The following is a 13368-nucleotide window of genomic DNA, read 5'->3' as shown; positions in this document are numbered from 1 at the left end:
ACCGGACCCGGCAACACGAGTCCCTGGCAAAAATCGGGGATAGGTCATGGCCGAAGCTGGCACTGCCCTCACGACGGTTGATCCTTCACAATGGCGTACAGCTTGCGAGCGCGAGCCGGTAATTCGCGCTCTTGCCGCGGAACCTCGGCTTGGCCACAAAGCGATTGCAGAGGCTGGCTCGACGCTGGGCCTCAGCCGGTCCCGCATCTACGAGCTTCTGGCGAGATACCGGGAAAATCCGGTAACCAGCTCATTGGTCGATCATCACGACGGTTTCCCCAAAGGCCGGTCTCGCCTACATTCCGAGATCGACCGCCTGATCGATGCCGAGATAGCGAAATTCTATCTCAGCCGGCCAAAGCCGACTCTCGCACAGCTGGTTCGGCAGATACGCTATACGTGCCTTGAGCAGAACCTCCGACCTCCAGCGCGGCAAACGGTTCTACTTAGGGTCGATGCGTTGGAACGGGAACACCTTATCAAAGCCCGAGATGGCGCCAAGGCTGCAGCAGATCGCTTCCGTCCAGTCACGGTCACCTACGAGGCGGAGTATCCGCTTCAGGTCGTGCAGATGGATCACACGCTTGTCGACATCATCATCGTCGACGAGTACTTCCGGAAGCCACTGGGTCGACCAACTCTGACCCTGCAGATCGACGTTGCCACACGCGTAATCCCGGGCTTCTACATTTCGCTGGAGAAACCATCGGCGACCTCGGTGGGCATGGCGATCCGCCACGCGGTTTTACCCAAAGATCGTTGGCTGACCGAACGCGAATTGACGTTCGCATGGCCAATCTTCGGCCTCCCCGACATCCTCCACCTCGATAACGCCTCGGAATTCCATTCGCGCGCGCTCTCACGCGGCTGCCAGCAATTCGGAATTGACCTTCATTGCCGTCCTCCACGTACTCCGCACTTTGGCGGGCACATTGAGCGTCTGATAGGCACTACCATCGGCGAAGTGCATCTTCTTCCCGGGACCACCTTCTCCAACATCCAAGACAAGGGAGACTACGACGCAGAGGGCGAGGCCTGCATGACCCTCAAGGACTTCGAGCGGTGGTTCGCTCTTCAAGTGGGCATCTATCACGGTACTATTCACCGAGCTCTCGGCGTTCCGCCGATGACCGCGTGGCGCGACGACCAGACAAACCGCACTGTGCCACTTAGGCTGCCGGCTGACCAAGAACGCTTTTTGCTCGACTTCCTTCCATTCGAAATGCGCCGGGTTCGGCGCGACGGCATCAAGCTCTTCCATTTGGTCTACTGGCATGGCGCTTTGACCACATTGGTGGCGAACAGCGTCCATAAACTCCCCATCAAATACAACCCGCTCAACCTTTCGGCGGTTTATCTCGAACTGCCCGGCGGCGAGCATGTGATTGTTCCCCTCCGCGATAAGCGCCGTCCTGCGATCTCGAAGTTCGAGCACGACTATGCCCTGAGAGCGCTTCGGGAGCGCGGGCGCGGCGCGGTCGACGAGCAGATGCTGTTCGAGATGGTGAGCACACAGCGTAGTATCGTGCTCGCCGCCGTGACGAAAACCCGAGGCGCTCGACGAACGACCCAGCGCCTCGTCGATGCGCTCATCCGCGGCGAGCCGCCTACGGTTCACATCGAGGCTCGAGAAGCTAACGAACAACTCGCAGCACCAAATCTCGACGGGCCAGTCGTCCCGCTCCCCATCGAGGAACGGTCATGAGCATGCTCTACGGTCATCTCTTCCCGGCTTACCGCGAGTATGCCGAACTGACTGATGATGCCCGGGTCGACTGGCTTCGGCGCGACCGTTGGATTTCGTTGCCACAGGCTGAAGCCGCGCTCTGTCACCTCGAGGACCTGGTAATCTATCCACCACGAGGGCGAATGCCCTGCCTGTTATTGTTTGGTTCCACCGGGATGGGCAAGACCGAGATCGTCAGCCGCTTCTCCAAGCTTCATGCGCCCCAGTTCGATACAAGGACCGGGCTTAGCAAGATGTCAGTGCTCCTGGTGCAGATGCCGCCGGAGCCGACGGAGGATCAATTTTACACCGAGTTGCTGACCGCGCTCAATTGCGTCGAGCTTAGCTCCCTGTCCGTGCGATCGATGCGGGCGGAAGCGAGGCACTTGCTTGCCGAAGTCGAAACCAAGGTGCTTGTCCTGGACGAAATCGATAAGATGCTCGCAGGCACGCCGCGCCAGCAGCGGTTGTTCCTCAATACAATCCGTTTTCTGACGAATGACCTCAAAGTTCCGATTGTCTGCGCAGGCACCGAGGACGCGCGCATGGCCGTCCTGACCGATCCGAACCTTGCTGATCGGTTCGGAGCGTTCGAGTTGATGCCATGGTGCAACGATCACGCCCTGCGCCAGCTCCTTGCGAGCTTTTCTGGTCTGCTGCCCCTCAGACGACCTTCGCAGCTCGACACCGTCGAAGCGCGGCAACGTTTACTGGCCCTCACCCAAGGCGTGACCGGCCGAATATTCAGGCTCATTGAGGCGGCTGCCGTCGCGGCAATTCGCGATGGCCGCGAGATGCTCGACGCAGCAAGCTTCGACGCAAAGGACGTAACACTTCCTCTCGTCTCCATGTACGCTTCGGCAGGCAAGCGAAAGGCAATCGGCCGAGCGATCCTATGACTTTCGTGGAGCCATTCCCGGATGAGCTTCTCAGTTCTTGGCTGCCTCGCATGCAACCCAATCGGAATACTATGAACGAGCCTTTGCTTCGGGCCTATCGAAACAGCGCTGGCCACTGGCGTCATCCGGACGTCCACCCGACCAGATCGATGATCGCTGAACTTGCCACAAACATCGGCATTGCGCCGACCCAGATTGCCAAACTCGGCCTCTGCTATCGGTATCCCAGGATCGACCCAAACTTTGTGGCCTGGCGCTACGTTCCATCCGATTATCTTGGTCGGTACTGCGAGCCCGCTCTTTCCCTGCGGATTACCTGGTGCAGCCGTTGCCTCGCCGAGGACTATGCTGGCGGCCGCGCCGCCTATGTCCGCGCCGACTGGGCTATGGCTGCGGGAGGCTTTTGTTCCCGACACCAGGTCGCGTCCGTCAATGTGGTGTAAAATTGGGTGTGGCCAGCGGGCTGCATTTTCAGGCGGCCTTGGGTGTAATCTGTAGCGGCTGGACCTCCTCGATCATTGGTGTGGCAAGGGCGGCCATGCCCTCGATCTGCATGTAGCGGTGCTGGAGCTGGTATTCGTCATTCTGCTCGAGCAGGACAGCGCCGACGAGGCGAATGATGCTATCCTCGTTCGGGAAGATGCCGACAACGTCGGCGCGACGCTTCACCTCCTTGTTCAGGCGCTCCAGCGGGTTGGTCGAATGCAATTTGACCCGGTGCTGCTCGGGGAATGTCATGTAGGCGAGGACGTCGTGCTCGGCGTCGTCCATGCAAGCGCCAAGCTTTGGCCAGCGGGCTCGCAACTGGTCGGCGACCTGGCGCCAGACCTGCGTTGCGGCGGCATGATCGGGCTGGAGAAAGACCTGGCGGATGGCAGCGGCGACCACGGTGTTCTGGCCCTTGGGCACGTAAGCCAGGGCATTGCGCATAAAGTGAACGCGGCAGCGCTGCCAGGTAGCGCTGAACACGCGGGTGATCGCTGCCTTGAGGCCCTCGTGCGCATCGGAGATGACCAGCTTAACGCCGCTCAGGCCGCGCCGGGCGAGGTCCTTGAGGAAGCTCGACCAGAACGGTTCGGCTTCGGAGGGGCCAATGTGCAGGCCGACGATTTCGCGCTTGCCCTCGATGTTGACGGCAACGGCTATTATCGCGGCGACACTGACGATCCGCCCGCCCTCGCGCACCTTGAGGTAGGTGGCATCGAGCCAGAGATAGGGCCACTCACCGGCGAGGGGTCGCTTAAGGAAGGCATGGACGCGTTCGTCGATATCCTTGCACAGCTTGGACACCGAGGACTTGGAGATGCCGGTCATGCCCATCGCCTGCACCAGCTCGTCGACGCGTCGGGTGCTGACGCCGGCAATCCACGCTTCCTGGATCACCGCGACCAGCGCCTTCTCCACGGTCTTCCTCGGCTCCAGAAAGCCGGGAAAGTAGGCGCCGGTCCGCAGCTTGGGAATCTTCAGGTTGAGCGTGCCGAGCCGGGTATCGAGGCTGCGGTCGCGGTAGCCGTTCCGCCAGGTCGTCCGGTCGCCGGAGCGCTCGTGTCGGCTAGCGCCGACGAGGCCGTCGACGTCGGCCTCCATGATGATCTGCAATACGCTCTCGGCGATCGTGCGCAGGAAATCTCCATCTCCGGTCTTCGCCATCAGCTCGGCAAGCGGTAGTCTGTCGTCGGTCATCGGGATCAACTCCTCGGTGGGCGTGTGAAGTGTGGTAACTCCACCTTACCGATGAGCCCGGTGGCCACCGAGATCGAAATCGCATCGGGTGGGGCATGCCCCACCCGATGCGATCACCTCAATCTACACCAGAAATTACACCACGAGCGCGGACGCTAACCGACACCACTGGCCGCTCGTCGACCGATGCGGCACTTGCGGAGGTGCCCATTGGGCGATGAAGCGGTCATCGCAAGGGCCGCCGAGGATGTGCTGCGCCCGCTGCCGTCGGGGTCTCGAACGGGCAAATCCTAGGGCGCTTGAACTCGAGCCAGCGGCGCATTCGCTTTGGAAAATGATCGCAGGTTTCGAAGCCGCGCTGCGCGATGCCCTCACAGGAAAAGTGCCGGACCAATTCCGCTTCAACGACACCACAGCCCCTCAGCTGCTCGACGAAACCTCCACAATCTGCCTTCTCCTAGCGAGGGCTCGCAGGCGCGCAGGGCTACGTGATGAACTTTTCGATCGCTTTGCCACGCCCGCGCTCACACTCGAAGACGCCTGCCCAGACGAACCGTCCTGTGAAATGCCACTCGCGCTTGCTAGCCCGTCCCTGCGCCGTTGTCTGATTGCGATATGCGCCGCAATGCTCGATGCAGATTATGGCGCAACGGAACTCTGTCAGGGCAAGTTGGTTGTCGACATATGGTCGCGGACGGTCGGTAGCATGGCGCTCAAGCATTTTATTCAAGATCGTCTGGCTTGCTCGTCGACACTGAAAAGAAAGTTGGAAGCAGCGCGCCACCGGAATGAAAAACTTGATCGGATATTATCTTTACGAAACGCGTCGAATACCTATAAATCTCTGTTCAAATCCGCCGTCTAATTATCCGTGTGCGACATCCATGTTTATCGATAGCTTGATTCTGGAAGACGGATTGCGACCAACTTGCGCCGCTCCGATGCCATTGCGGGAATGACAGATTACGCCGGAATCTGTCATCGCGGAATCCGAGCCGCTGGGAAGTTGGCATCTGATGCACGCGTTTCAGAGCGATTGGGTAGGCGCACACTTCTCCCGTTTTAAGCAGCAGGCATTCCACGAAGGGGATGACGCCGCGATCACCGCACCGCGCGGATCTCGCTGGCCACCACTTCGCTTGCGCCTCGGCCGATCGACCACAGGCGGCGTTTCGCCTGGGGGTCCCAGTCGATCGCTTGGCCAGGCGTGGCGATGCCGATTGTGTCCACCAATTCGAGCCGTGAGCCTGCCTCGGGCAACTTCAGCGCGTAGACCTCCGGGCGATCATGGCCGGTTGCGTAGATCAATCCGTCGTCGCCCCAGCTAAGGCCCGAGCAGCTCTTGGGCGCCATGCGCGCCAGCACAGCCTCGGGGAAGGCCCAGCTGGCTTCGGCGCGGAACTGATCGTCCATGCGCACCAGCACGGTATAGCGATAGTCGCGCCCCGGATCGCCGCCCTTGCCTTCGTAATTGGCGAAGACCGCCCACCACTTGCCCCCATGGCGGTCCATTACCGTCAGCGAACCTGGCCCGAAACCGAGGCTGACGCTACGGATGTGCTTCAGTGTGCGGGTGTCGAACACCTCGACCGCGCTGGTCTGCGGCACCGCCGGATAATTGGAGGCGGCGCAGACCAGTTCTGCGCCGACCACCGTGCAGCTGTTCATGTGCGGGTACAGCCGCCGCTCGCCCTGCCACTGCGCCACCTTCTCGCCCGTGGCGATCCGGTATCTGCCGATGCGGTCGTTGTCGATCGCATAGAGGTAGGTGCCGTCCGATGCCGCCCCCTGATGCGCTTCGGCGGCGTTCAGGCGCAGCGAAACCGGGGAGGGCGGCGGCGAGGGGGCGTCGCTGGCACCAGCGACCGGCGCGGCGGCGAGCAGCAGCAGGGCGGCGATCATCACAGCTTCATCGACGCGCCGAGGTAGAACGTGCGGCCATAGCGCTCGATCTGCGAGACCCAGTCGCGCACTCCGCCCTGGTACTGGCGGGTCGGCTCGTCGGTCAGATTCTGGGCCTCCACGAAAACGCGGAAGTTGCGTGTCAGGTCCACGCCGATCTTGGCATCGAGGCGGCGCAGGTCGTCGTTGAAGTTGTCGGTGAGGCGCGTGTCGCCCGCCGCGATCAGCGCGCGGCCGGTGTGGTGGTAGGCGACCGACGCCTCGACCGGGCCCTTTTGATAGAACAGCTGCGCGCCCCACAGCAGCTTCGACTGCTCGGGGAAGCCGATGCTGCCGCCGTTCGGCAGGCGCAGGCTGGCGTCGATCAGCGTGAGGTTGAGGTTGACGCCGAGGCCCGAGAGCAGGCCGGGCAGGAAGGTGAGCTGCTGCTGGTAGCTCGCCTCGAGCCCGGTGATGTCGCCCTTCTCGGCGTTCTGGGTCTGGCTGAAGTTGATGCGGTCGTAGTCCACCCCGCCGAAGCTGCCGCCGTTGATGGTATAGCTCTGCGTGAAGATCGGGTTGCGGATGAACTTGGCGAAGGCGCCCACGCTGAGAACGCCGCCGGGGGCGAAATACCACTCCGCCGTCATGTCCAGCGCATCGGCGACGTAGGGCTTGAGCGCAGGGTTGCCGGTGCTGACGTTCAGCTCACCGTCGCCCTCGGACGAGACCTCGCCGCCTGGCGAGAGGTCGGAATACTGCGGGCGTCCGACGCTGCGCGAATAGGCGACGCGGAACACGGTGTCGTCGCTCGGCGTGACGCGCACGATGAGGCTAGGGAGCCAGTCGGTGTAGCTGCGGTCCGCGCTGGCGGGGGTGACGGTGTCGCCTTCCAGGAGATAGCCGGTGATGCCCAGTTCGGTGCGCTCGACGCGCAGGCCGCCGGTGACCGCGATGGAACCGAAGTCGAGGTTTACCATGCCGTATCCGGCGAAGACGTTCTCATCGAGCGAGAAGTCTCCCAGCGTGTCGTTGGCCAGCGAGGTCGCGGTGTCGAGCACGAACTGCGGCCCGCCCAGCTTGCCCTCGGTATAGGCGCGGATCAGGTCTTCGTCGATCGCGGGGCTGAGGAAATACTCGTGTCCGTTCCCGAGATCGACGTTCACGCTATCGCCGGAAAGGCCGGCGAGGGTGAACCTGTTGGCGGCGGTGCCCCGGCCGTAGACCATGTTCGAGCTGTCGAAACGCTTGTCGGTCCAGCGCGCGTTGGCGCCCAGCTTCACGAAGCTGTTCTCGCCGATCGAGGGCAGCTTGCCGGTGAGGTCGGCGCGGGCTTGCCAGGTCTTCTCGAGGCCGTATTCGGCCTGCGCGGAATATTGGCGGAAGCCCATGCCGGAGGGGGCGAGGTAGCCGCCGGGCGGCACCGCGCTGAACAGCTTGTCGGTGAAGTCGACCTCCACCGCTCCGGGATTGCCGCGGAACTGCCACAGCTCGTTCGGCTCGATCACCTCGTTGCGAGTATGCGCGGCGCCGAAGTCGAGCTTCCAGTTGTCGGCGAACTCGGTGCTCCCACCCGCCATGAACGAGAGGACCGACTTCTCCTTGTACTCGGTGCGCAGGTCCGAGCGCTGCTCGCTGGTGGAGGCGAGGCCGGTCTGGCCGTTCGCGTCCCACGCGATGTTCGAAAAGTCGAGGCGCAGGCGTTGGCGGTATTCGTCCTCGGTGAACTTCGAATAGACGCCGCGCACGTAAAGCTCGGTGCCGCCGCTGCGCCAGTCGAGCGAGCCGGCCGCGCCGATGCGCTCGCGCTTCAGGCGGTAGTCGGTATACTTGATGTTAATCGGCACGGCCCCGCGCACGGCACTCTCATCGGGCGCCCAGTCGTCTGGGTAGATGCCGTAGCTGGTGTAGGTGCGGTCGGAATAGCTGGCGCCAAGCAGGATGCCGAACTGCTCGTCGGCCCCGAAGCGTCCGCCCACCGTGATGTCGCCCTTGACCGGCTGGCTGCCCTTGCGCAGTTCCTGGTAGCCGACCTGCGCATTGGCCTGGACCACGAACGGCCGGTCGAAGTCGAACGCGGTCTGGGTGACGAGGTTGACGGTGGCGCCGATGCCCTGGCCGGTGAGGTCGGCGGTCTTGACCTTGGCGACCTCGACCCGGTTGAGCAGCTGGCCCGAAAGGATGTCGAGCGGCAGGGCGCGGGTGTTGCCGTCGGGGTTGCCGATCTCGAAGCCGTTCAGCGTATAGCCGTTGAGCGAGGAGGGCACGCCGCGCACCGCGACGTAGCGGCCTTCGCCCTGGTCGTACTGGACGCCGACACCGGGCAGGCGTTCGACCGCCTCGGCCACGTTCTTGTCGGGCAGCTGGCCGATGTCGTCCGATGCCGTCACGTCGACGAGGCCGAGCGAGGCTCGCTTCGCATCGATCGAGCGCTGCTGCTGCGCACGCTGGCCGGAGACGACGATCTCGCCGTTGTCCTCGACCGGCGCATCTGCGGTGGACTGGGCCTGGGCGGAGCCCGCGATGGCGAGCGCGACAAGGCTAATCGAACAGTAGAGCACGCGTGTCATGAAAAAGCCCCCTCATTTCCTGGAGGGGCGATTAGGTCGGCTGTGCTACGCTAATGTGTCATTCCGGCGGCTATTTTCAGGGAGACCGCCGCCGCAATCTCCCGGCAAGGTTCGCTCATCGAGCCACTCAGCACCACTATACGGGCGAAGGTCGGCCTCTGCCGGAAAAACAGTCCTTCTGGACTGTGCGAACGCATCGGCGAATGGCATCTGTGGACACCCCTTCGGATGCAAGCAGTAAATGGGGTACCGGCACGTAGTCGATGCTGCCATCTGTCCGGCCTCGATGTTCAGCGTTTTCGCTGCGGGCCAGTATGGGAGTTCGCGGACTGGATCCATTTCAGCTAAGCGCGCTTGGTTAGCGCTCTGCCATTCACTGGTTCTTCCAGCCCCGTCTCGCCGACCGTTGTGCCATACCCTCCTTCGACCGCCTACGTCCCCGACGCCTCTGTCCCCGGCGCGTTTGGGTATCAGTGAAGGTGCGATCACCGTGCTTGGATAGCCCATCGATGTAATCTGCCTGTATAGCCCGTAGCCAGTCGGTCCCGCCTCTTAGCAGAAATGCAATTGCTGATGCCGGCTTGCGAGGCGCTGCACCATTCGCCGCATCGCTTCGGGGGTAGCAGCCAGCTCACCCAGATAGCGCACCTCGCCTCCGCGCTCCCCATCCACCACAGCGACGGCATTCCGTGCTTTTGCGACATCGATACCGACGAAGACTTCTGTAGAATGTTCCACGGCTCGTCCTCCTGTGATGAGGATCAACTCGGCCCGTCCGAGGAACCCTCGGATGCGCAGTGTAGGGCGAGCCGCTCAAGGCGCGCAGACGGACATACGGTCTTACCCGGCTGGTCCAGCGCCGCCTCGACTGCACGCCGCTCGATGTGATCAACTGGCGCATGGCACTCGAAGCGCGCCGATTGCTGCGATACACCCATGCCAGCGTAACGCAGGTTTCGGAGCAGCTCGGCTTCTCCGATCCGTCGCATTTCACGCGCTTTTACTTCCGGATTACCGGCAATAGACCGGCCAGCGAACGGCTGTAGCTTGCCGTCCCGCCGGCCAAAGTCAGACGATCCCGGCGCCCAGCCCTACGACCTTGCGTTCTTGCGCTTTGCGCACGCGCCACTGGCTCGTGCGGTAGACGTCCAGCACGTCGATCGCCCCGCCCGCTTCCAGGCGTGCTTGTGCAAGGATCGGCGTCACATCGACCGTGTAAGCCCGGCGTAGCGCCTGGAATGCCATCATCGTATCGTTGCAATCCTGCGCGGCGTGCAGCGCGTCGCGGTCCACCAACGTCGCCTTGGCATAGCACTGGGCAATGGCTTCCGCCGAAGACAGCATCGATTCGATCGGGTCGGTCACATTGTGCGACTGGTCGATCATGTAGCTGGGGTTGAAACCGTCTCGCGGATGCAGTTCGGCCTCGACCAGTTCGTTGAACACCAGGAACAGCTGATGCGGGTTGACGGATCCGGAATCCAAGTCGTCGTCGCCGTACTTGCTGTCGTTGAAGTGGAAACCACCAAGCTTGCCGAAGCGGTGGAGCCGGGCGACGATCTGCTCGATATTCACGTTGGGCGCGTGGTGGCCGAGATCGACGAGGCACTTAGCCTTGGGCCCCAGCTCGCGCGCGGCGAGGATAGACGAGCCCCAGTCCGAGATGACGGTGGAATAGAACGCGGGCTCGAACATCTTGTGCTCAAGCAGCATCCGCCAATCATCCGGAAGGGCGGCGTAGACCTGCGCGGCCGCTTCCAGATAGCGGTCGAGGCTGCGGGCCAAGTCTTGCTGGCCCGGAAAGTTGGTGCCATCGCCGACCCACACGGTGAGGTCGGTCGAACCGAGCATACGGCCGATCTCGATGCACTCGATGTTGTGTTCGACCGCCTGTTGGCGCGTGGCTTCAAGCGTCGAGGACAGCGAGCCGGTGTTGTAGCTGTGCGCTTGCCCATGCTGATCCTGAAACGTGTTGGAGTTTACCGCATCGAAGCCGAGTCCCAGTTCGGCTGCCTGCTCGCGAAGCGCGGGATAATCGCTGACCTTGTCCCATGGAAAATGCGGCGAAACGCGCGGGGTCAGCCGCGAGAGCTGGTTGATGACGGCACAATCCTCCAGCTTTTCGTGAATGTTCGTAGGCTCGCCGGGAATCGGGAATTTGGCGAAGCGGGTGCCGCCTCGGCCCGCACCCCATGTCGGAACAGCGACCGAGAACCCGGCAACCTTGTCCTTGATCGCATCGATGTCGATCCCGGTGCGTGACAGCTTGCGGCCGAGCGCCTCGAAGTCTTCCGCCAAAGCAGCCTCGCGGGCGGCATTATGCTCGGCGATCAGGTCGGCGGAAATCGGCAGTTTGTTCATCGTCATCCACTCCTCGCTCGCCCTATCGGGTGAATGCCTGCGCGTTGCCCGCATCGACATTGATCATGTTGCCGGTCGATTTTGCCGACATGTCCGAGCCCAACCAATAAACGGCCTCGGCGATGTCCTCTGGCAGCACATCGCGCTTGAGCATCGATCGGTTGCGATAGTGCTCCTCGAGCTCCGCACCGGCATCAATGCCGTGCGTTCCAGCGCGTTCTTTGCGCCAGTCCCCGTCCCAGATCTTGCTTCCTTTGATGACTGCATCGGGGTTGACGGTGTTGACGCGGATCCCGGTGGGGGCGCCTTCGAGCGCGAGGCACCGGGCAAGGTGGTTCGCAGCCGCCTTGGCGCTGGCATAGGCCGACGCGCCCGCCGCCGCCGCGACCGCATTCTTCGAGCCGATGAAGACCACTGAAGAACCGCCTTGCTCCTTCATCCGGCTGAGCAGAGGCCAGGCGTGCTTGGCGGTGAGGAAATATCCCTGTGCCAGCACGTCGTAGTTGCGGTTCCACAGCTCGAGCGTGGTGTCCTCGATCACGGCCGAGCTGGCGATCCCGGCATTGGCCACCAGAATGTCGAGACCGCCGAATTCCCGAGCGCATTCGGCAAAGGCGGTTGCGACTTGTGCCTCGTCGGTAACATCGCAGACGGTGCAGCGCACCACATCCTTCCCGAACTGCGCGCCGAACCCGGCGCGGACTTCCTCGAGCGCAGCGGCGTCGCGGTCCGCCAGCATGACGCAGGCGCCTTCGCGCAGCAAACGCGCGGCGCTCGCCGCGCCGATACCGCCTGCGCCGCCCGTCACAAGCGCGATCTTTCCGACCAGCTGCTTGGGCGCCGGCATCCCCTGGAGCTTGGCTTCCTCGAGCAGCCAGTACTCGATGTCGAAGGCTTCCTGTTCGTCGAGCGCAATGTAATCGCCAATCGCTTCGGCGCCGCGCATCACGTTGATCGCGTTGCCGTAAAATTCTCCGGCAAGCCGCGCGGTGGTCTTGTCGGTGGCGAAGGTTATCCGACCCACTCCGGGCACCAGCACGACGACCGGGTTGGAATCGCGCATGGCCGGCGAATTGCCTCGCTTGCAGCGTTGGTAGTAGGCGCCGTACATCGCACGGTATTCAGCGATCTTTTCCGCGAGGTAGTCGTCGTCGCGCAGTCGTGCCGGATCAAGCGTCAAAGGTGCGATCTTGGTTCGCAGAAAATGATCGGGACACGAAGTGCCGAGCCTGGCGAGCCGCTCGAAATCGGCAGAGCCGATAAACTCCAGCGCCTCGGCGTCGTCTGAATAATGGCCCAGCTTGGTCCGCGCGCCGGTCATGAAGCCACGCAGGCGGGGCATCAGGTCGGCGGCAATGGTCGCGCGGTCCGGATTGGGCGCCATAACCTGCCCGCCGAACGCAGGTTTGCCGGCCAGCCTGGCATTGAGGTATTTGGCCGCGGCGGCAATCAGTTCGATTGTATGTTCGTAGCAAGTCTTGGAGCTATCCGCCCAGCAGATGATTCCATGGCCGGCCAGCATGACGCCCTCGACGCCGGGATTGGCCGCGACGTAATCGCGCAGCAGCACGCCCAGCGTGTAGCCCGGACGCTTCCATCCCAGCCAGCCAATCTTGCCACCCCAGATTTCCTGCGTCGCCGCTTCGCCACCCGAGGAAGCGGCGAGCGCGATGATCGCGTCGGGGTGGACATGGTCAACATGGGCGTAGGGCAGCAAGGAGTGCAGCGGCGTGTCTATCGAGGCAGCGCGGCCGTTGAGGTTAAAGGTGCAATGCGGCAGGTAGCCGACCATCTTGTCGTCATCGTCGGGGCCGGCGTAGTACTGCTGCAGCCCGAGCAGCTTGTCCTGATATAGCGTGGCGAAGCCGTCGAGCTTCATCGATCCGATATCGCCTCCCGAACCCTTGACCCACATCACTTCGACGCTTTCCCCGGTCAGCGGATCGGTCTCGGTGAGCTTGGCGGAGGTGTTGCCGCCCCCGAAATTGGTCACGGTCAAGTCGCTGCCGAGCAGGTTGGACCGGTAAAGCAGCAGCTCGGCTGGCGAAAGCGTTGCAGCGACCGAGTCGTCCCACCGGCTCGACGGCACGGCAAAAGGCAGGGCCGCGGCAGAAAATGGCGATCGCGCGTACATGGTATCCCTCTTGGCCGAACATGCGGTTTGAACCGCTCGCGCAGGCTAATAACAATTTTAGTGGAAACGATCAATATTGATTGATAGTGATCGTTTGAGAGGGCGCGGAGACGG

General features: G+C 62.6%; 10 protein-coding genes and 1 pseudogene. 5 read left to right on the top strand and 6 right to left on the bottom strand.

Annotated features, from left to right (window positions below):
• The first annotated feature begins 46 nt into the window (after positions 1–46).
• Genes ACFFDA_RS09845 through ACFFDA_RS09835 form a run of 3 tightly spaced genes read left to right on the top strand, consistent with a single transcriptional unit; the run spans position 47 to position 3068 of the window.
• Positions 47–1705, top strand: coding sequence for a Mu transposase C-terminal domain-containing protein (locus ACFFDA_RS09845; RefSeq protein WP_404478510.1), 1659 nt, complete (start codon positions 47–49; stop codon positions 1703–1705).
• Positions 1702–2625 carry a TniB family NTP-binding protein gene (locus ACFFDA_RS09840; RefSeq protein ID WP_404478509.1) on the top strand — a complete coding sequence of 308 codons (924 nt, stop codon included), beginning with the start codon at positions 1702–1704 and terminating at the stop codon, positions 2623–2625. The genes ACFFDA_RS09845 and ACFFDA_RS09840 overlap by 4 nt, the downstream gene beginning before the upstream one ends.
• The gene (locus ACFFDA_RS09835) at positions 2622–3068 is read left to right on the top strand and encodes a TniQ family protein (protein WP_404478508.1); all 447 of its coding nucleotides are present in this window, start codon (positions 2622–2624) and stop codon (positions 3066–3068) included. The genes ACFFDA_RS09840 and ACFFDA_RS09835 overlap by 4 nt, the downstream gene beginning before the upstream one ends.
• Positions 3069–3096: 28 nt before the next feature.
• Here the strand turns inward: ACFFDA_RS09835 and ACFFDA_RS09830 are convergent, their stop codons facing one another.
• Complete coding sequence (locus ACFFDA_RS09830) at positions 3097–4308, bottom strand: IS256 family transposase (RefSeq protein WP_404477663.1); 1212 nt, start codon at positions 4306–4308, stop codon at positions 3097–3099.
• A gap of 334 nt (positions 4309–4642) precedes the next feature.
• Here ACFFDA_RS09830 and ACFFDA_RS09825 point away from each other — a divergent pair, with 334 nt between their 5' ends.
• A complete protein-coding gene (locus ACFFDA_RS09825) occupies positions 4643–5173 on the top strand; it encodes a hypothetical protein (protein WP_404478507.1) in 531 nt (176 codons plus the stop codon).
• 236 nt (positions 5174–5409) lie between these two features.
• Here the strand turns inward: ACFFDA_RS09825 and ACFFDA_RS09820 are convergent, their stop codons facing one another.
• From ACFFDA_RS09820 to ACFFDA_RS09810, 3 genes and pseudogenes are all read right to left on the bottom strand, one after another.
• The gene (locus ACFFDA_RS09820; RefSeq protein ID WP_404478506.1) at positions 5410–6210 is read right to left on the bottom strand and encodes a hypothetical protein; all 801 of its coding nucleotides are present in this window, start codon (positions 6208–6210) and stop codon (positions 5410–5412) included.
• Positions 6210–8759, bottom strand: a complete 2550-nt coding sequence (locus ACFFDA_RS09815; protein ID WP_404478505.1) for a TonB-dependent receptor — start codon at positions 8757–8759, stop codon at positions 6210–6212. Before ACFFDA_RS09815 ends, ACFFDA_RS09820 begins: the two co-directional genes overlap by 1 nt.
• A gap of 447 nt (positions 8760–9206) precedes the next feature.
• Positions 9207–9497, bottom strand: a pseudogene (locus ACFFDA_RS09810) (IS110 family transposase); the annotation flags it as partial.
• A 110-nt stretch (positions 9498–9607) separates the two neighbouring features.
• Here ACFFDA_RS09810 and ACFFDA_RS09805 point away from each other — a divergent pair.
• Entirely contained in the window at positions 9608–9805 is a 198-nt protein-coding gene (locus tag ACFFDA_RS09805) for a helix-turn-helix domain-containing protein (RefSeq protein WP_404478779.1), read from the top strand.
• Between the two features lie 22 nt (positions 9806–9827).
• Here ACFFDA_RS09805 and rhaI read toward each other — a convergent pair whose 3' ends face one another.
• Together rhaI and ACFFDA_RS09795 are read right to left on the bottom strand one after the other, a co-directional pair.
• Positions 9828–11120, bottom strand: coding sequence for an L-rhamnose catabolism isomerase (gene rhaI / locus ACFFDA_RS09800; protein WP_404478503.1), 1293 nt, complete (start codon positions 11118–11120; stop codon positions 9828–9830).
• Positions 11121–11142: 22 nt separating this feature from the next.
• Positions 11143–13254, bottom strand: coding sequence for a bifunctional rhamnulose-1-phosphate aldolase/short-chain dehydrogenase (locus ACFFDA_RS09795; protein ID WP_404478502.1), 2112 nt, complete (start codon positions 13252–13254; stop codon positions 11143–11145).
• Positions 13255–13368: the final 114 nt, after the last annotated feature.

Source organism: Novosphingobium sp. BL-52-GroH (assembly GCF_044813085.1).
Taxonomy (GTDB): Bacteria; Pseudomonadota; Alphaproteobacteria; order Sphingomonadales; family Sphingomonadaceae; genus Novosphingobium.
This window is presented reverse-complemented; position numbering and strand designations above follow the sequence as displayed.

Bases quoted from the DNA above. Each gene is read 5' to 3' on its own strand.
- ACFFDA_RS09815 (WP_404478505.1), bottom strand. From the start codon at position 8,759: ATGACACGCGTGCTCTACTGTTCGATTAGCCTTGTCGCGCTCGCCATC.
- ACFFDA_RS09830 (WP_404477663.1), bottom strand. From the start codon at position 4,308: ATGACCGACGACAGACTACCGCTTGCCGAGCTGATGGCGAAGACCGGA.
- ACFFDA_RS09795 (WP_404478502.1), bottom strand. From the start codon at position 13,254: ATGTACGCGCGATCGCCATTTTCTGCCGCGGCCCTGCCTTTTGCCGTG.
- rhaI (WP_404478503.1), bottom strand. From the start codon at position 11,120: ATGAACAAACTGCCGATTTCCGCCGACCTGATCGCCGAGCATAATGCC.
- ACFFDA_RS09820 (WP_404478506.1), bottom strand. From the start codon at position 6,210: ATGATCGCCGCCCTGCTGCTGCTCGCCGCCGCGCCGGTCGCTGGTGCC.
- ACFFDA_RS09835 (WP_404478508.1), top strand. From the start codon at position 2,622: ATGACTTTCGTGGAGCCATTCCCGGATGAGCTTCTCAGTTCTTGGCTG.
- ACFFDA_RS09825 (WP_404478507.1), top strand. From the start codon at position 4,643: ATGATCGCAGGTTTCGAAGCCGCGCTGCGCGATGCCCTCACAGGAAAA.
- ACFFDA_RS09845 (WP_404478510.1), top strand. From the start codon at position 47: ATGGCCGAAGCTGGCACTGCCCTCACGACGGTTGATCCTTCACAATGG.
- ACFFDA_RS09840 (WP_404478509.1), top strand. From the start codon at position 1,702: ATGAGCATGCTCTACGGTCATCTCTTCCCGGCTTACCGCGAGTATGCC.